The sequence below is a fragment of the Paenibacillus taiwanensis DSM 18679 genome (assembly GCF_000425125.1).
Taxonomy (GTDB): domain Bacteria; phylum Bacillota; class Bacilli; order Paenibacillales; family Paenibacillaceae; genus Paenibacillus_B; species Paenibacillus_B taiwanensis.
Genome location: NZ_KE384307.1, coordinates 813,141 through 832,370 on the forward strand (window position 1 = coordinate 813,141; position 19,230 = coordinate 832,370).

Consider the following 19,230-nt stretch of genomic DNA (forward strand, 5'->3'; position numbering starts at 1 on the left):
AGTAGCCAGATGGGAAGACATTGGACAAGTTCTTATTAAGTTGAAATGAATCATTCTGCAACTTTATGCTATAAACGTAAGCAGTACGAAAATGGTATTTGTCACCCCATGTACGATAATCCCAGGAATGACGGACTGGGTCTTCTCATACGTCCATGCGAAGATGAGGCCTGCTGCAAGGTTGAGGGCAAGTGTGTTGTAGGTCGGAATATGCGCTATCATAAAAATGAATGAACTCAAAAATAAAGCCCATCCTCGTCCAAAACGTGTCCTGCACCAGCGATAGAGGAAGCCACGATATAACAATTCCTCATAGATAGGTGAGAGGATGCCCGCGGACAGTATGCCTAGGAGGAGGGTGTACACCGACAGGTGGCTCTGAATACTTTCTGTCTTGCTATTTTCATAACTTCCCCCGAACAAGGACATGACAAATAAAATCAAAACGCTGACCACAAGGACAATAACGGACCAGAAGGCGATATGCATGCTATATTGAAGTGGGAATGAACGGATACCTATCTCGCACCAGCCTAATCGGTTTGGCAGCAGAGTAATTAGATAGACGCTAAATGTAAATACAACTCCCATTACAAGTCCCGTACTAATTCCTGAATAGAAAGTATTGTTGAATATTTCAGTCAACCAGTTGTGAAGTCGGCTTTCAATAAGCCAAGGAACGAGTCCGAATATAAGGACTAGAATAGTAACTAGCTCTTTATAGGACCAAGGATCTGTGCGTGGCCAGGTGATTTCATTTGTCGTGTGCATCGTTTTTGAAGTGCTAGGTGTTGCATTCATTAGGTTGCCCCCTATAAGATTTAATACAGTTAGCTTATAGGGTGACGTAACGTTACCTGCAAGAAGTTTTTGATTAATCCATCACGATGTACGGATACACGGAAGGAGAAGACAATTGTGAAATACTGGACGACTGGACAAGCCGCTGCCGAACTAGGGTTATCCGTCCGAACAATTCGATATTATGATCAAATTCATTTGGTTACTCCGAGCTTTAAAGAAGCAGGGGGAAGACGATTATATTCAGAAGCAGATATGCTCCGCATGGAAAAGATTTCGCTGTTAAAATCACTTTCCTTGCCGCTTAGTGACATTGAAAGTCTGTTGGATGAATTGTCAATACGTCAAATTCTTGAAGCCCATCAGAAATGGCTGGAGAGTAAAATGAGCGACTTACAACAAAGTATGCATAATACGACATCATTGCTTCACCTCCATGAGTTGGAAGGGGCAATTTGTTGGGACACACTTTTGCCGCTTGTTAAAAGTGACCAGCCTGGGCCTAAGCAGTGGCAAACTTATTTTAATGAGCAGGAGCTTGAAGTACTGAACGCGCGCCTTCCTAAGCTCGAAAGTAACGACGAGGTTACTCGAGGATGGGTCGCTCTAATTACTCGGATAGAGGACTGTATTCGTAGTGGAGCCCTCCCGCAGTCTTCGGAGGGGAAAGCGATTGCGGAAGAGGTTGATCGTCTGTCTGAGCTAACATTTGCAGGTGACACGGCATTAATGAATAAATTTTGGGAAATACGTAAAGAGCCTGCTTCTGCTGCACAAGGGCTCGTTCCTGTTCGTCAAGAAGTTATTCAATTTATAGAGGAGTGTCTAACGCCTTTGGAAGGAGTGAATAACCGTGATGAAGCTTAAAGATATCGGTAAGTTTGATACAGTGCCTGAGCTTGCCCAGCATATTTATGAGGGCAATATAGAAGCATTATGCAGCGCTTTGGCCGCGGGCTGGGACATAGAGCAGGGCATCGAACTAAGCCGGCATGTCACGTGCAGCCCGTTGGACATTGCTATTGTTGCTGAACAGTTGGGAGTAGTGAAGCTGCTCTGTGAGCATGGGGCGAATCTAAATGCAGCTGGCAGACCGGCTTTTTTAACAGCTGTACGCTATTGTGGGGCCGATATCGTTCGATACGTTGCAGCAAATGGCGCCAGGCTGGATGCGGTTAACAACGTCAAGTCGGGTGCTTACGAGCAGGCCTATTATGGGAACAAAACGAATATTCCGCTTATTATGGAGTTGGGCCTGGATATAACGAAACATGGCGGAAAAACGTTACGAAATGCGGTGGATAAGCATGATTTAAAAACGGTCGCATACTTGCTGGAGCATGGTGTAGACATCAATTTTAACGAGCCTGATATGGTGTATCCTTATAGAGCTACTCCATTAACAGTCGCTGCTAGAAGTGGCAATCTTAAAATGGTAAAGTATCTTGTGGAACGCGGCGCTGATGTCACTTTGGCGGAAAAGGATGGCGAACGGGCGTATACGATTGCAGTAAGTAGTAAATATACGGAAATGGCTAATTATTTGAAAGCGATCGAGCCGCCTGAATTTCATCAGTTGGAAAACAAGCTGTATGCATTAAAAAGCTATAAACTGCCGAAAGATATAATGGCTTTCCTCTGTGGCGACCAACTGCGTCTCGAATTAACGGCCAACGAGTATGGTATGAACTATGTTGAGTTTTTCTCGCTGACGGATGTAATTGAGATGAAGGTAGGCCGGCAAAAGCTGCTGCGGCTGTCTTCTGTAGTGGATAATTACGGGGACATTTTAATCGTCTGGAATCCCAAGCAAAAATGTATCGGGTATTATGATGTTGAGCATCAGGTATATGCAGATGTATGCAGTTTCGCGGAGTTTCTGCTACAGCCTGAAGTTCATTTAGCCCAAATTATAGAAGCTGAATTAAATGGATAACAGCGAATGATCACTATACATAAAATGAGCAGAGCAGGTACCTTATACGAAAGGTTCACTGCTCTGCTCATTTTGATTTCACGTGATGTTATTGATGTTTCCTGATTGTTCGTTGGGCACGGGTGACAATACGCTGCGTTTCTTTTGTGGAGGATTGTTCCAGCCAAACGCCACACGTCTTAAGCACCCAATCGGGGTTCGTTTTGCTGGCATCATTTAACCAATTACTTACTGAGTCCTGTACATATTTAGCGTTATCGGACTTCACTTGAACAAGAAGGGGCAGTGCAAGGGCAGGATTGTCTTTTAATTGCTGAATGTGTTTGGCCCATACGCCTTGAGGTCGGATGCACTCTATCGCAAATCTTCTAATGTTAACGTCAACGTCACACACCCAGCTCTCAAATAGGTGCAGCGCTTGTGTTAATTCCTTTGTAACGGATTCTCTAACAGCCATCCACGCAATTTCTCGCACACCAAAGTGGAGATCAGCTGCAAATGGGCGTATGGCGGTTAATTTTTGAGAAAGAGATAATTGGTCATCAAGACCAACGATATAAGCGGCCCAGCATCTGACACTGTCCGAATGATGATGGGCTAAGGTATCGAACAGTTGGCTGCGCTCCTGATGAGGGAGCAGAAGCAGCAGTTGAAGCCATCCCTTTGCTATGGCGGGAATGATTTGCATCATCTTCTTGTTCTGTAGCAGGTGCAGTTCTGACATAACTACGTCAATATGCTGCATTAGATCGAGTTCAGCGATGATATGTTGAAGCAGCAAAGTATGATCAATTGCCAGCCATTCGGTCAAATTAACAGTCTGTAGTTGTCCTGTTTGCAGCAGTTGCTGGACTTCACTGGGGATGTCCTTCACTTTTTGGGCACCTTTTCTGTGCAGCAGATGATCAGGAATAGGCATGTACTTCTCTCCTCTTGGATGACGTCATGAAAGTTCGGCAGGTGGAATCCTGTTGTAGCGAACCGTGTATAGAATACGCTAAGTTCACTCCGGAAAGATGTAATCCAGCTTACAACTGTACAAATAAGAGGCGAAAGTACTAGTTTGGCAGCGCACAATCTGAACACTAGGTAATCAATTTGACGCTCGCTCCATCCTTTTTACCGATGAATAGAGATGCTTTTGAATCCTGTCTTAATCATTTCTTGTTCGGAAAGCTCCCGTAAGGTGGCTGATACCGCTTCTCTTGATGCTCCTACCAAGTGAGCTATTTCCTGATGGGTAATAGGCACATTAATGAGATCATAATCTCCGTCACGCACTACACCGAATTGATTAGATAGCTTGGCTAGCACATGCAGGATCTTATCTTGCAGGTTGCCGAGCGCTAATTGTTGTGCTAGATGGCTCATGTGGATGAGCCGCTCGCTTAATACTTGCATCAGATTCATCATGAATTGAGGATGATGCAGTAGAAAGCTCTCAAATCTATCTTTATCCATCAAACAAATGTGGCACTCCTCAACGGTTTCGATGTACATGTCACGTGTACCTAAGGAGATGCCCGCCATTTCACCAAATACATTGCCCTCGTTAAGGATGTCCAAAGTAAATTGCTTGCCCTCACTATTCAGCTTGTACAAGCGTACTTGTCCTTTTTTGATAAAGTAAAGACCTTCAGCAAATGTAGCTGGTGTTTGAATAAACGTGTTTTTTGGAATGACAGTTATGGAAGTTAACTGTTCCATCTCAATGAGATCTGGAATGGAAAGGGAACGAAGAAGATTAAATTGAGACAAATACTGAATGTTATCCATAATTCCTCCTGATCAAAGCCGTTGGCATAGGGAACATCTATTAATGACTACTATATCAGAGTTATTTTATGACGCACAAAAAATTGTGCGGATCGTGATATTAAGGGGAAATGGCAATTTTATTTGTTGACAAAATAATTTTAGTGCCATATAATTGCAAATAATTTAACATCCAAATGTTAGGATTAGAAATAGTAGGAATAGGTTGACTTTCCAGAGAGCCGTTGGTTGGTGTGAAACGGTAACGTCTTTTATTCCGAACTCGTCTATGAACAGCTGCCTGAATATGTAGGGTATGCCGGAGTTCCACCGTTACAGGGATAGATGGTGTTGGCCATCGAAGGAGATCATTTCTTTAGGAAATGAATTAGAGTGGTACCGCGGGTTCAACCCCGTCTCTATACGTAGAGACGGGGTTTTTTTGTTGGTCGAATTCCGGGTTTGACCAGCCCCGCTTCACATATATATTTAAAATAAGGCTTAGGAGGAGATGCAGATGAACCGCAAAATTATCGTATTAGACACTACTTTGCGTGACGGAGAGCAAGTTCCAGGCGCTAAATTAAATGTACATCAAAAAATAGAGATGGCTCAGCAGCTAAAGCGGCTGCATGTAGATATTATTGAAGCGGGCTTTCCTGCTTCTTCAGCAGGAGATTTTCAGGCGGTGCAGCAAATTGTGCGCAGTGTCGGCGACAGCGTATCGATCACCGCCTTGGCACGCGCAGTTAAAAGTGATATCGACGCTGTTTATGAGAGTATTAAGCTGGCGCAAGATCCACTCATTCATATTGTGCTGGGCACCTCAAACATCCATGTGGAGAAGAAATTTAATCGCTCCAAGGAAGCGGTTATGCAATTAGGCGTTGACGCGGTCAAGTACGCGAAAACTTTATTGCCTCATGTGCAATACTCGACGGAAGATGCGTCGCGATCAGACTTCGAATATTTGTGGAGCACCATTGAAGCGGTCGTCAAAGCGGGAGCTACCATGATCAACGTGCCTGATACGGTAGGATATGCAGTACCAGAGGAGTTTGGTGAGCTGATTCGCCGAATTAACGAACGTCTCAAAAATATGGATGAAAGTGTCATCCTTAGTGTGCATTGTCACAACGACTTGGGAATGGCAACCTCCAATACGTTAAGCGCCATTAAAAATGGCGCCGACAAAATCGAATGTACGATTAACGGCCTCGGGGAACGAGCAGGAAATGCCTCGCTAGAAGAGGTTGTAATGGGACTTAAAGTGCGGGAGAACTTTTACCATTGTTATACCAACATCCAGACGCAGGAACTTCTCCGAACTTCGAAGCTTGTTACGTATTTGACAGGATTGGATGTACAGGTAAATAAGGCGATAACAGGGGAGAATGCATTTGCCCATTCCTCCGGTATCCATCAGGATGGATTATTAAAGGATAAACAAGTGTACGAGATTATGTCCCCTGAAGACGTGGGGGCAGATAGTATGGAGCTAATTTTGACAGCTCGCTCGGGCCGACACGCTTTCAAAAATGCTGTTGAAAAGATGGGGTTTGATGTCAGTGATGAAACTGATTTTGAAGCGTTGTTTACTAAATTTTTAACATTGGCGGATGCCAAAAAAGAAGTGTACGATCACGATGTGTTCTACCTGGTTACTAACCATCGCACAGCAGATGAAGGCAGCAAGCAACTGTATGAGTTGGCTTCATTTCAGGTGGTCAGTAACGACTTATATCCGACTGCAACGGTCAAGCTGAAGAAGGGGGCCGACACAGTTAAAGGCAGCGCGGTAGGAGATGGTCCTATTGATGCCCTTTACAGTGTAATGAAGACGCTGGTTGGCTTGGATGTACAGCTGAAGGATTACAAAATTAACAGCTTGTCGCGCGGAAAAGAGGCGATCGGCCGTGTGAACATACGCATTCAATATCAGGATAAGACCTATTCGGGACGTGCGATGGATATGGATATTTTAAAAGCAAGCGCCAATGCGTTTTTGAACGCGATTAACGCCATTTTGTTGGATGCGGATGTAGTTCAAGAGGAGTAGTCAATAACAACGTAGAGATGGGATGCTGAGCTGTCAGATTCCATCTCTATGACTTTTTAATAAACCCAATATAGTAAATGCATCACTTGATATATTATTCCAATATTTTGGTTACATAGCAGCAGTTTCTACGTTATAATAAAAGTAAATAATTCCATTTTTACTAGAATGTCGGTTGCGATATCTAGTTGGAATGGTCTATTTAGTTGCCAAACAAGGAGATATGCTGATGAAGTTGTTAAAAGGCCAGAAGATAGATATTACAAAGGGCAGAAACATACGTAATCTTAGTTTACGCTTCGGCTGGGCCATAAAAGATACGGCTATGAGTGTTGATGCTGCTGCTTTTATCTTGAATGCTCAGGGACGTTGTGTTCAGGATGAACATTTCATTTTTTATGGTCATGTGGAATCTCCTAATGGAGAAGTAAGACACTCTACGGCTGATGGGCCAGAGAAGGAAGTTGTACATATTGCATTTAGCAAGCTGTCAGAAAGTGCTGCGCGTATTGCTTTTACATTGACGATTTATGAAGGAGAACAGCAGGGACATGATATGAGTGCTGTTTCCGATATGTACGTTCAGCTTACAGATGCGGACAGCGGCGAGGTATTATGTCAGTATACATATGGGATGGATTTGACACGCGAAACTGCGATTGTGGTAGGTGAACTCTACAGATATAATGATGAATGGAAGTTCAATGCTATAGGCAGCGGCTTCTACGGGGGCTTGGCTGCTTTGTGTACTCACTTTGGGCTTGAGATCGAAGAGAGAATTAGTGAGGTAGCGGCCGCAGTGGAGGAGAAGGTAATCGCGCCCATTGATTTGCGAAAGCAAAAGGTAAACTATACGCTGGAGAAGAAGAAACTTCAAGGTGTGGTGGCCAGAGTAGGCATCGTACTTGATATTTCTGGATCGATGCGGAAGCTATATATGAACGGCACTGTGCAAGAAGTAGTGGAACGTATTTTAGCAGTAGCCTGCTTATTTGATGACAATGCCACATTAGATGTGTGGGTATACGACTCGTTGTATAGTCGATTACCTTCTGTAACTGAACAGGATATTGCAGGTTATGTGGATCGACATATACTACACAACAGCAAGATCAATAAATTTGGCGCGAACAATGAGCCGCCAGTCATGCGCGATGTCATTCATAAGTATACAGAAGAAGAGGAGTCCGCAACGCCTGTATTTATTATATTTATCAATGATGGCGGTGTGGTAAAGTCAATCAAGAAAGTAATTACAACAGCTTCGGTTCAGCCTATATTCTGGCAATTTGTAGGGATTGGACATTCAGACTTTGAGGTACTGAAGAAGCTAGATACGATGGAAGGTAGAGTTGTGGATAATGCCAACTTTATTCATGTTCATGATATTGGAGCGATTTCCGATGAATCGTTGTATGATCAATTGTTGAATGAATTTCCAGTGTGGCTAAAGGCAGCCAAAGAGAAGCGAATCATAAGGGAATCTTATTAATGAAATGGATCTTGTTATACCACTCGAACCACCTACGGTGAAATATACCGTCAGCGTGGTTCTTTTGTTATCCCGTTAGTTGTGCCATGATCAAGAAGGGGAGGCGAAGTGATGTTTCAGCAATTCAAGCCAAAGGCAGGTCACTCTATGGCGGTACAATTAAAGGAATACATTCAACAATTTATTATAAAAGGAGTCCTCCAAGCGGGGCAGAAGCTTCCCTCGACCCGTGAACTTAGCATATTGCTGGGCTTGAGCCGGAATACGGTTATTTTGGCTTATCAAGGCTTGGAAGAGGACGGTTTCGTTTATGTTAGGCGAGGAAATGGAAGCTATGTTTCGGCCTACTCGAGGCCGGCAGCGAATTGCCCAAAGCGTACAGATTGGAAAAGACGTGTAAATGACCATGCACGTATGGCAGACTCCTTGGACATTATGAAGCAAGGGATGCAGATGGCTGAACCAGGTATGATTCGGTTTACGAGCATTGCTCCTGATGAGAAGTTATTTGACGTGGACCATGTGAAGCGTGCATTTCTCGATCGAATGGCCATCGAGGGCAGCACACTGTTGAACTATGGATATGCCAAAGGATATAAACCTTTAATTGACTATCTATTTCACTATATGGGAAATAAAGGTGTTAATCTCGAAGGCAAAGATATGTTGATTACGAACGGCTTTACAGAAGGGTTGGATATCGTATTGTCGGCGCTAAAGCAGGATAATAGCGCGGTGTTGTGTGAGAATCCGACACATCATACCGCCATTAAACAGTTCAAGCTGCAGCGATATGATATTACTGGCATATCAATGGAGCGCGACGGCATTCATCTTCAGGAGTTGGAGCGTGCTGTGCAGGAGCAGGCATACGACTGTGCTTATGTAGTACCTTCATATCATAACCCGACTGGCATTGTGATGTCTCCCGATAAACGATTAAAGCTGCTGCAGATAATGGCGCATTATAATATTCCGATTATTGAAGATGGTTTTAATGAGGAACTGCGTTATTCCGGTGCCCATGTATCTCCCTTAATGGCAACTGCGGGCCGAGGCAATAATGTTATTTACTTGGGTAGCTTCTCTAAAGTTCTTTTTCCAGGACTGCGTGTAGGGTGGGTGCTTGGCGATAAAGAGTTAATCTATTATTTGGAGAGCATTAAGCGGGCGCGGAGTATCCATACTTCGACCTTGGATCAGTCCCTTTTATATCAATACTTGCATAATGGGAACATGGAGAAATATGTGAAGCGGGCGCGAGCTGTATACAGACGAAAATATGAATGGACGAAGCAATGCTGCGAAACCTATATCCCTTATGCAAAGTTATCCGGAGACGGTGGACTTCATCTTTTTGTACAATTCGACTCTGCTTTTGATACGAGGGTATTACTTGAGGCTTGCGCTCGTCAAGGCGTGTTGTTTACGCCAGGCGATTTATTTTATACGAACGGCTTGGGTCAACATGCAATGAGGATTGGCTTCTCCAGATTGACAGTAGAAGAGATTAGTCAGGGAATTCGAATTATCGGCGACACAGCTAAACATATTATGGGATTGTAAGGTGGTGCAAGGATGAAAGTGGGCGTCATTATGGGCGGAGATTCGTCGGAGCGAGAGGTATCCATCCGGACAGGACAGGAAATGCTTTCTCACTTAGATCGAAATAAATATGAAGTTGTTCCAATTGAAATATCGAATCAGCATGAGCTTATAGATCGGGTAAAAGGGATTGATATGGCATTACTTGCTCTGCATGGTCCGTATGGAGAGGACGGAACAGTACAGGGCGCATTGGAGTCGATGGGCATTCCATATACGGGCAGCGGGGTGCTGTCCAGCAGTATATGTATGGATAAAGACGTCGCAAAGAGACTACTGCAAAGCGAAGGGATTAGGACAACGGAATGGCGATGTTGGAGCAGTATAGAAGAATATGACCCAGAAGTGCTAGAGATATTAGGACTTCCGCTAATCGTAAAGCCCAATTGCGGCGGTTCAAGTGTTGGCGCAGAACTGGTTCGCAGTCGTGAACAATTGTATGGGGCTGTGCAAAACGCTTTTCAATGGGACAGCACGGTTATGCTTGAAGAGTATATTAGTGGTCAAGAGATAACGTGTTCTTTGTTAAACGGCGAGATGCTTCCGATCATCGGCATTAGATCGTTACAATCGGATTGGTTTGATTATCGCTGCAAGTATGACGATGGTGGGGCGGAAGAGCAAGTTATACAGCTGCCTGCTGAGGTTAAACGAAACGTTACGCAAGCAGCGATTGCCTGTTACCGTATCATGAAATGCAGTGTGTATGCACGTGTTGACATGATACTAAGGGACGGTGTGCCTTATGTTTTGGAGGTGAATACACTGCCAGGCATGACAACGAACAGCCTGCTGCCCAAAAGCGCTTTTGCTGCCGGCCTAACGTTTAGTCAGTTGCTGGATCGGATCATTGAACAGTCTTGGTCAGCACGGGCACATATTAGATCAAGTAATAAGACTGTTTAATGATGCATTGGCTGTGCCGGAGAAGAATCGTAAAGCGATCTGCGCCCGGGAACAGCACATGATCAATATACAAGCACCTCCGCAACCACGCGATTTTTTGTGGGAGCAGAGGTGCTTGATTTGTTGTACGGGTATTTACGGTGATACGATTTTTTTTAGCTGTGGCTTGCCATTATTTTAGCGTCCACAGCGCAGGTACGTTTGGTGGCTCCCAGCCAACGAGAGAGAGGTGCGGCTGACGAGCCTCATAGGTTTTGCCGTTGTAAGACACGAGGTCACCCAGTGCGTACGACGTATTTGCGGCCCACGGGGTGACACTTGGTCCGCTGCTAGTAGTTACACTGACTGCATTACTGTCAGGAGACAGGTTGCCAGCGGCATCCATTGCGCGTGCTGTAAAGGTATAAGCTGTACTAGCCGTCAAGCCAGTAACGGTATATGTGAGAGTTGTTCCGTTAGTGGTCGCGACCAATGTGGAGCCGTTGTAGAGCTTGTAACCAGTTACGCCAACGTTATCGGTGGCCGCACCCCAACTTAGCTTGACAGTTGCGGCAGTAACATTTGTTGCTACTAAATTCAACGGAGATGTAGGTGGCACATTGTCAGGCGGTAATGCAAGTGTTGTAAAGGTAACTGTTGGGCTTGCCGTAGAGCTGTTACCAGCAGCGTCAATTGCGCGGACAGATAAGGTGTAAGGTGTGTTTGGTGTTAATCCGGTGAGGTTGTAAGTTAGATCCGTTCCGTTCGTTGTTGTTGCTAACAAGGTTGAGCCGCTATAAATTTTGTATCCGGTGACGCCTACGTTATCGGTCGAAGCCCCCCAAGATACGGTTGCGCTAGTAGCAGCAACGTTTGTAACCGCCAAGTTTGTCGGAACGGTTGGCACAGTAGTATCTACAGGCGATCCACCGCCAAAGTCAACGTCAATCACGTTATAGAAAGCATTAGCTGTGTCCGCAATTTCCCATACAGCCAATATTACTTGATATCCTGTACGACTAGGCACGTTACAAGTATCGGAGTAGGAATGCGGAGGCTGCTTGCCCTTATAGTTCACGTTGCAGAACGGCGTAAGATCGAATGCAGCTCGGCTTAACGGAGCGTTTGCATTCCAATCCTGCTTGGTGATGTAGTACTTCCAGCTCGTCGTGGCGTGATTGGCCTCGATAGTCCAGTGGAACGTCGTCGTTCCAGGCGTAATGTTAACCTTGCTCCAGCGGGTAGCGGACTGCTGATCAAGCTCGGGGAATGCGCCTGATGCGCTGGCAATCTTACCGTCTGCTGGTCCCGCAGCAGGAAAGCCTTTATAAGCTTCAAGGCTTTGCGGTTCGTAAATAATAAAGCCGCAGTTTTTGTTAATGCCACGAGCGCATAGGTCTGCACGGCTGCTAGGTGAATCTATGTAGCCATGAGCAAAAGCTTTCCCTGCAAACAAAGCCATTACGACAGTAAGGATGAAGGCTATGCCAACTGCGAACACCAGCTTTACAAGTAATGCATGATAAGTACGTTGAGATACGAGCATCATATTCCTCCTTTAATGGTTAAAGCGGATATCGATTCGACGCAGACAAGTAAGTGCAGACAACCTGCTTAACGGTGCGCCTCCCTTCATTTCAGCTTCCCAAATCAATCGTTATAACCTCCCTGCATAAAAAAGTATGTATATAAACTCAGGCTGAGCTTATATCGGCTTAAAGTGAACGCTCAGAACGTCAAACTACTCCAAAGAGAAGAGGCGAGCCTTTTTTCATTTTTAAATTTATTTTGAGTTTAAAATATATAGACTAAAAATATTTTGTGCAGGAGCAGATGAAATCCATATAGGGAGAGCAGTAGTGGGGAGGTATTAACAAAAAAGAGAAATGCAGGTAAAAACTGCATTTCTCTTCGAAGGGGATCGAACATTCATTTCATTTTACTTTACGCTTGCTTTGTATTTATCCAAATACTCTTTTGCTTTAGCAGGATCTGCTTTTAGCTCATTGCCTGTAGTAACGAGCGGGCTTACGGTAGAGACAGCTTTAAACTTATTATTGTTATAGAATTGCAAGAATTCGTCTTGATTAATAGAATATAGAACAGCTTTTCTTAAATCCTCGTTTTTTGCAATGTCGCGTTTACCCGTATTAAACAACAAGTAAGACACGGCATTACTTGGCAACGTTTGAAGAGCTAGCTTGGAGTCGCCTTTTACAAGATCAAACTTCGTTTCAGGTACGCCGTAATAAACATGAATTTCGCCACTGCGCAGCGCGGACAACGCACTGTCGGTATCCTTTATGAAGCGAAGCTTGATGTTTGTAATTTTCGGTTCGTGAGCTGTCCCTTTCATGTAGCCAGGATTTTTAATGAATACAGCTTCATAATCATTTTTGTACGATAAAATGTAAGGTCCGCTTGCATACAAAGTGTTATTGTATTTGTTTCCTTCGGTTACTGTATTTTGATCGCCATAAGGGATATCTTTGTTGACATCAAATTTAGCTACGTCATACGTATTGATGCTCTCGACTTGCTTTTTGGATACGATGCCTCCCGATTGGTGAGCAAGATAATTCAGCACTTGCGGGAATGGCGCAGTTGTCGTCAACTTAATGACTTGATATTTACCGTCTTTGCTGCTAGCTTTGGTCTTGTCTGCGACAAGCTCTTTAATAGGGGTTTCAAGTCCTTTTTCCAATCCGGCTTTGATCGTTTCAGTGCTTCCAGACTGCTTAATTGCTTCTAGTGATTTGAGGTCTGTGATAGCCTCAACGTTTTTAATATGTTCGTGCAAGCTGTACGTACGGTGGTCAGGCACTGAATTTTTGTCTTTAGCACGATTAAGTGAGAAGATCACATCATCTGCTCCGACACGCTCTTTCGTATCTACTGCAGCTTTGTTTGTCACTTTTGCAAAATGAATATCATCTCTTAATACAAAGTAGTATTCGGAGTTGCCTTCTGCAATGGAATGATTGTAAGACAGGGAGCCGTCGGTCGTAATCTTGTCATCGTCAGTCAAGTTTAACAGGCGAACGTACATATTTGTATTTATCATGTTGATGGAACCGTCATTGCCTTTGATTGGATCAAGTGAAGTCAACACGGGATTTGCTTGTGTCAACAGCAACGGATCGGTCGTACGTTTGGACTTGTCTTTGAAGTCAATATTTTCCCACACCAGGGAACGTGATTTCGACAGGCGCACAGAATCTTTGTCCAGCACTTCTTGATTAAGGCCTTGTGATTTTAATGAACTGTATAAAGGTGCGATATACGCTTTATCAAATACGAGCTTTTGTTCTAATTGCTTGTACGTGTCTACAAATTGCTCTGGTGTTTGTGTGGATGCTTGATCAATCAACGTGTCGAGCTCGGGATCAGCTATGATGCTGTAGTCTCCGCCCGTCTTAAACAATGATCTTACAGCATAATCCGGATTTCCAGTTACGGTAGTCCAGCTAGTGAGGGACACGTCATAGTTGCCTGCCTCTTCTTGTGCTTTGTAGCTGCCGTAATCAGGCTGAATGTTTAACTTGACGTTAAACCCGTTTTTGGTTAACTGATCTCGAATGATGTTAAGGTCAGATTCGCCAGTGCTCATGCCAAGCAGTTCAATCGTAACGGCACTTTTGTTGTTTGCATCCTGTGAAGGAGGGTTTTCGACGACATCTTTCTTGGTGTTAACCTGGCATCCGCTCATGACGACCGCAAAGGCGATTAATAATAGGAACCATGGACTTTTTTTCATAGTGTTGAACCTCCTGTGTTATAAATAATTTAACATATTTGGATATGGATAGCTGTGTTGCACGGCCGCCACAATGTTAATCCAGTTTAGGGTCAAGTGCGTCCCGCAAGCCGTCCCCAAGGAAGTTAAAGGACAAGACTAGCATAATGATGGCTAGACCCGGATAGATGGCCAGGTAGGAGTGAGACTCCAAATAAGCACTGCCAATCTTCAAAATGTTGCCCCATTCCGGTATTTGCGGTTCAACGCCTAGTCCTAGGAAGCTCAAGCTGCTAGTTGAAATAACAGCTGCACCGATTGTTAAGGTAGACTTGACAATCATAGGAGCTAGCGAGTTAGGCACGATATGTTTAAAAATGATTGACCAGTTGCTAGAGCCAAATGCACGCGCTGCCTCGACAAACTCATACGTAGACACAAGCATAACGTTAGCACGCATCGTTCGTGCATAAGAGGGGATCGCCCCAATACTAAGTGCCAGAATCAAATTTACGGTATTGGCACCAAAGGCTGCGATGATAGCAATCGCAAGCAAAATGCCAGGAATGGCGTATAAAATGTCCAGTAGACGCATAATGATGTTGTCTGTTCGACGTCCGTAATAACCTGCCAATGCGCCGAGTACACCACCTATAACGACTGGAATGGCGGTGGATAGTAGACCAACAACCAAGGAGATGCGAGCACCGAAAATAATACGCGAAAACAAGCATCTGCCAAAATTGTCTGTGCCAAAAGGATAAGCCAAGCTAGGCTGCTGTAATATAGCACCATAGTTGTTATCAATGGCAAGTGCATAATCAAATGTTAAATAACTGCATATAGAGATGGAGAACAAAAACACGATAAAAAATAAGCCAATCATCGAGGTTGTACTCCGTGTTAATCGTTCGAGCACCGTTTCCCACTTGCTAGTAGATAGATAGTTTGCTTTCCGAAGCTTGGCGAGCAGCGTCAGGGCTAGCAGCAGCGCAAACAAGTTGCCTGTAATCGATGTTAGTATAAGTATATAGGCGATAACACGCATACGTGGATGAGCACGCTCGCTGCTTACATACTTGGCGACGATCATAAGGGTGATCAAGTAAAAAACGGCCAAAATGACTAGTACAAACATCGCAGGCAAAAATGTATCCGTCACATAAGGCTTAAATAAATTGAGGCCTGATGCAGCGATAATGAATAGCTGCGTGAGCAGCATGTACACGGCTAACGTGTACTCAGCGCTTTTATGGCGCTTGATAAGCCCGAAAGCTGCGGTCGCGATAAACACGTTGCCAGTTGCGATGCTGAACAACTGAATATAGCCAAGTGCTCGGGTTTTTCCCCGAATGTGGCCAAATCGTATAAGGTCACGCCGAATCAAGAGGACAACCATAAACTGAATGACCGTAAACAAGGCGTATACGACAAAACCGATAAATACGTAAGGCTTACTGATTTGCTCGGTAAGGCTATAGCTGTTCAACAGCAATAAGATGGACAGCACCAGGGATACAATCCAAGCCAGGTTGGCCTGGCTATATTCAGGTGATGTCTTTAATCGATAGCTCAACTCTTGGGTGTGAATTTGCTTCTTTGTCATATCGACACCTGCTTTAGTATTGTTTCATCTTGGACCGGATACGAGGGTCGAAGAAGGCATAAAGAATGTCTATCACAACATTAATGAGTGATATCGTAATCGCAGTATAAATGACGCCGCCCATAATACTCGGAATATCGGGAATAAACTGCTTGTCCACAATATAACTACCGATACCGCTAATGTTAAACACCTTCTCTGTCACAGCAGATCCTCCCAGCATGCCTCCAAACTGAAGGCCAATAACTGTAATGATCGGAATAAGCGCATTACCAACGGCGTGTTTACGCAAAATTTGGCGTTTGCTAAGCCCTTTTGCTTTAGCCGTGATGATGTAATCTTCATTAATGACTTCGAGTGTTGAAGATCGTGTCATTCTAGCAACGGCGGCTGTTAAGCCTGTACCAAGAACAATCGTTGGCATAATCATCGACAGCCAGTTTTGCGGATTGTAAGTGGCAGGCAGCCAGTGCAGCTTGATAGAAAAATTAAGAATAAAAACAAGCCCTTGCCAAAAGCTGGGTATCGATAACCCGAGAAGTGCGATAAACATAAAGGTATAATCATAAATCGAATTAGGCTTGACCGCCGATATAATGCCGATAGGCAAGGCGATGATGATTGCCATTAATAGCGAGATCAAGGTTAGCGTAAGTGTGACAGGAAATTTACCAGCAATGGCTGTAGTTACTTCTTCATTGCCGGCAAATGATTTGCCGAGATCAAACGTTGCAATTCCTTTCAGAGTATTCCCTAGCTGAACGAGGTAGGGCTGATCTAAACCGTATAACCGGTTAAAAGATTCAATTTGTTCTGTCGTTGCCGTTTCTCCTAAAATGTTAGCTGCCGGATTCATCGGAGAAATATAGAGAATCGAGAACACAAGGAATGCGACACCAAATATAACAAATACACTCATCAACAGCCGCTCTACTATATATTTGAGATAAGGGCTGCTAAATATTAGAATCAAGGCGTACATGAAGGCTCCAGGTACAAACGATATCGCAACAAAAAGCGGACTCTCGAGCAGGTGTTGAAACGCTGCTCCATAAGTGAGTCTTTGTTGGCTGCGCTGCCGCAACTGTGTCATCGTCTGCTCATGTGCTTCGGCTTGGAGCTGCGCTGCTGCAATAGCTGCAACTTGCCGTTCAAGCACCTGCGGCTCCATTTGCTCCTGAAAAAACCGATGCTTCCGTATTTGCTGGTCCCGAATATCTTCTATAAGTCTGTCGTAATACCCTGAGGCAAGCAACGCTTGCTTAGTTTGATCTAAAGCAAGAGCATAGGGATCGTTTTTGCGTTCACGCCAGTAATATAAATATACGAATATGTGAACAGGTGCTCCTAGCAGTAGGACAAGCACTCTGTATGTCGGATTCAGCATCATTTTGCCGTATGCAGCGGCAAGCTTTTGGAGTAAGCCCCACCGGGGCGTTGATGCGGATACTTCCATGATCGTTCCCCCTCTCTCTATTTTTTAATTTGCATAATCCCGATCGATATAGTAGATTTTATTTTAGAGTTCGTAAAAAGTCAATGCTTATTCATACGATGGTTTATTAATATATGCAGGTGGGTGATCTTCAGTGGAAAAGACAGAAACGGTGGAGACGATATTAGAGGTTAACAATTTGAGCGTCTCTTTTCAGACTCGTGATCGGGAAGTCCAAGCCGTAAAAGGGGTTAGCTTTCAATTAAAAAGAGGAGAGACGTTAGGTATCGTAGGCGAATCTGGAAGTGGTAAAAGTGTAACTGCGCGTACAATTATGAGGTTGCTGCCATCGCCGCCTTCTTATGTGAAGTCGGGTGAAATTACATTTCTTGGACAGAACCTAGCCTATTTGACAGATAAACAAATGGAAGCAATTCGGGGTCGGGACATCGGAATGATCTTTCAGGATCCAATGACTTCCTTAAACCCGACGATGAAGATCGGCCGCCAGATTGCAGAAAGTTTGATCAAGCATCAGAAGTTATCTAAAAAAGAAGCGCGTCAACAAGCAGTAGAGATGTTGAAATTGGTAGGCATTCCGAACAGTGAGGCGCGATATGATCAATATCCGCATGAGTTCTCAGGCGGGATGAGACAGCGGGTAATGATAGCGATCGCACTTGCCTGCCGCCCAGCACTGCTTATTGCTGATGAGCCGACTACAGCGCTAGATGTGACGATCCAAGCACAGATTTTGAATCAAATGAAGCTGATTCAGCAGCAAATCGGTACTTCTATTATTTTAATTACGCACGATCTGGGTGTTGTGGCAGGTATGTGTGATCGTGTAGCGGTTATGAAAGACGGTGTAATCGTAGAAACAGGGACAACGGAGGACATTTTTTCGAATCCACAGCATCCATATACGTTAAAGCTGTTAAATGCGCTGCCACGTCTACATGAGCAGAAGAAACCGAAGCCTGCGCCGCTTATTTCCCCGGCAGCTGCTGACGATCGACCGTTGCTGGAAGTCAGATCACTGAAGCGGCACTTTGATATGGGAAAAGGAAACGTGCTGAAAGCGGTCAACAATATTAGTTTCCATATTCATGCTGGCGAGACATTAGGTATTGTTGGGGAATCCGGGAGTGGGAAGTCAACGACAGGCCGCACTATTTTGCGTCTGCATGAGCCAACAGGAGGAGACGTGCTTTACAAAGGAATCTCGATTAACCGCTTGACGTTATCAGAGATGAAGGTGATGCGTCGGAATATGCAGATGATTTTCCAAGATCCGTATGCATCGCTTAATCCTCGCTTCAGAGTGCTCGATATAATCGGTGAAGCGCTTGATGTCCATAAGCTGGTCGCAACTCCTCAGCAGCGTCAGAAGCGTGTGGAGGAACTGCTTGACATGGTCGGATTAGATTCAGCTATGGCCATGCGTTATCCGCACGAATTTTCAGGAGGACAGCGGCAGCGGATCGGGATAGCACGCGCACTGGCGGTGGAGCCGGAATTTATCGTGTGTGACGAGCCGCTATCAGCGCTTGACGTATCTATACAGTCACAGATCGTGAAACTGTTGGAAGAGCTGCAGCACCGTCTGGGGCTAACTTATATGTTTATTGCACACGACTTATCGATGGTGAAGCATATTAGTGATCGCGTTGCGGTTATGTATCGTGGCAAAATTGTGGAGCTTGCGGAATGTGAGGAATTGTACAGCAATCCACAGCACGATTACACCAAGTCGCTGCTTGCGGCAATTCCGATTCCAGATCCTAAAATTGAAGCCCAAAAAAAGCTCAAGGTGACGGAAGAATTGGCGGGGGAAGACAAGTATAACGTAGACAACTCTGAACTTGTGGAAGTTTCACAGGGGCATTGGGTTGCGATATCGTCTTAATCGCAGTAAAA

14 protein-coding genes, 1 pseudogene and 1 other annotated feature are annotated in these 19,230 nt (G+C 44.5%); of the genes and pseudogenes, 8 read left to right on the forward strand and 7 right to left on the reverse strand.

Going from position 1 to position 19,230, the window contains the following annotated elements:
• Positions 1-63 precede the first annotated feature (63 nt).
• Positions 64-801 (reverse strand): CPBP family intramembrane glutamic endopeptidase, encoded by a 738-nt coding sequence (locus H509_RS0117680; protein ID WP_245596135.1) that lies wholly within the window; start codon positions 799-801, stop codon positions 64-66.
• A gap of 117 nt (positions 802-918) precedes the next feature.
• On the opposite strand from H509_RS0117680, the gene H509_RS0117685 reads away from it, so the two are divergent.
• Together H509_RS0117685 and H509_RS0117690 are read left to right on the forward strand one after the other, a co-directional pair.
• Complete coding sequence (locus H509_RS0117685) at positions 919-1,668, forward strand: MerR family transcriptional regulator (protein ID WP_028546259.1); 750 nt, start codon at positions 919-921, stop codon at positions 1,666-1,668.
• On the forward strand, positions 1,655-2,737 hold the full coding sequence (locus H509_RS0117690; RefSeq protein WP_028546260.1) for an ankyrin repeat domain-containing protein: 1,083 nt from the start codon (positions 1,655-1,657) through the stop codon (positions 2,735-2,737). The genes H509_RS0117685 and H509_RS0117690 overlap by 14 nt, the downstream gene beginning before the upstream one ends.
• An 88-nt stretch (positions 2,738-2,825) precedes the next feature.
• Here the strand turns inward: H509_RS0117690 and H509_RS0117695 are convergent, their stop codons facing one another.
• Both H509_RS0117695 and H509_RS0117700 read right to left on the reverse strand, forming a co-directional pair.
• Entirely contained in the window at positions 2,826-3,656 is an 831-nt protein-coding gene (locus tag H509_RS0117695; protein WP_245596137.1) for a DNA alkylation repair protein, read from the reverse strand.
• Between the two features lie 200 nt (positions 3,657-3,856).
• Complete coding sequence (locus H509_RS0117700) at positions 3,857-4,513, reverse strand: Crp/Fnr family transcriptional regulator (RefSeq protein ID WP_028546262.1); 657 nt, start codon at positions 4,511-4,513, stop codon at positions 3,857-3,859.
• 172 nt (positions 4,514-4,685) lie between these two features.
• Positions 4,686-4,916 (forward strand) — a binding site (T-box leader).
• A gap of 93 nt (positions 4,917-5,009) precedes the next feature.
• Here H509_RS0117700 and H509_RS0117705 point away from each other — a divergent pair.
• The 5 genes and pseudogenes from H509_RS0117705 to H509_RS0117720 all read left to right on the forward strand — a co-directional run bounded on the left by H509_RS0117705 (position 5,010) and on the right by H509_RS0117720 (position 10,554).
• Positions 5,010-6,551 (forward strand): 2-isopropylmalate synthase, encoded by a 1,542-nt coding sequence (locus tag H509_RS0117705; protein WP_028546263.1) that lies wholly within the window; start codon positions 5,010-5,012, stop codon positions 6,549-6,551.
• 229 nt (positions 6,552-6,780) lie between these two features.
• A pseudogene (locus H509_RS28460) lies at positions 6,781-7,248 on the forward strand (TerD family protein); the annotation flags it as partial.
• A gap of 117 nt (positions 7,249-7,365) precedes the next feature.
• Positions 7,366-8,043: a vWA domain-containing protein gene (locus H509_RS28465; protein ID WP_028546264.1), complete on the forward strand. Its 678-nt coding sequence runs from the start codon at positions 7,366-7,368 to the stop codon at positions 8,041-8,043.
• 111 nt (positions 8,044-8,154) lie between these two features.
• Positions 8,155-9,609, forward strand: coding sequence for a MocR-like pyridoxine biosynthesis transcription factor PdxR (pdxR, locus tag H509_RS0117715; RefSeq protein ID WP_028546265.1), 1,455 nt, complete (start codon positions 8,155-8,157; stop codon positions 9,607-9,609).
• 12 nt (positions 9,610-9,621) lie between these two features.
• The gene (locus tag H509_RS0117720; protein ID WP_028546266.1) at positions 9,622-10,554 is read left to right on the forward strand and encodes a D-alanine--D-alanine ligase; all 933 of its coding nucleotides are present in this window, start codon (positions 9,622-9,624) and stop codon (positions 10,552-10,554) included.
• 172 nt (positions 10,555-10,726) lie between these two features.
• Here the strand turns inward: H509_RS0117720 and H509_RS0117725 are convergent, their stop codons facing one another.
• From H509_RS0117725 to H509_RS0117740, 4 genes are all read right to left on the reverse strand, one after another.
• Positions 10,727-12,079, reverse strand: a complete 1,353-nt coding sequence (locus H509_RS0117725) for a lytic polysaccharide monooxygenase (RefSeq protein WP_028546267.1) — start codon at positions 12,077-12,079, stop codon at positions 10,727-10,729.
• Positions 12,080-12,472: 393 nt separating this feature from the next.
• Positions 12,473-14,290, reverse strand: coding sequence for an ABC transporter substrate-binding protein (locus H509_RS0117730; protein ID WP_028546268.1), 1,818 nt, complete (start codon positions 14,288-14,290; stop codon positions 12,473-12,475).
• 76 nt (positions 14,291-14,366) lie between these two features.
• The gene (locus H509_RS0117735) at positions 14,367-15,875 is read right to left on the reverse strand and encodes an ABC transporter permease (RefSeq protein WP_028546269.1); all 1,509 of its coding nucleotides are present in this window, start codon (positions 15,873-15,875) and stop codon (positions 14,367-14,369) included.
• A 13-nt stretch (positions 15,876-15,888) separates the two neighbouring features.
• The gene (locus H509_RS0117740) at positions 15,889-17,331 is read right to left on the reverse strand and encodes an ABC transporter permease (protein ID WP_028546270.1); all 1,443 of its coding nucleotides are present in this window, start codon (positions 17,329-17,331) and stop codon (positions 15,889-15,891) included.
• A gap of 151 nt (positions 17,332-17,482) precedes the next feature.
• On the opposite strand from H509_RS0117740, the gene H509_RS0117745 reads away from it, so the two are divergent.
• On the forward strand, positions 17,483-19,219 hold the full coding sequence (locus H509_RS0117745; RefSeq protein ID WP_028546271.1) for an ABC transporter ATP-binding protein: 1,737 nt from the start codon (positions 17,483-17,485) through the stop codon (positions 19,217-19,219).
• The last annotated feature ends 11 nt before the right edge of the window (positions 19,220-19,230 follow it).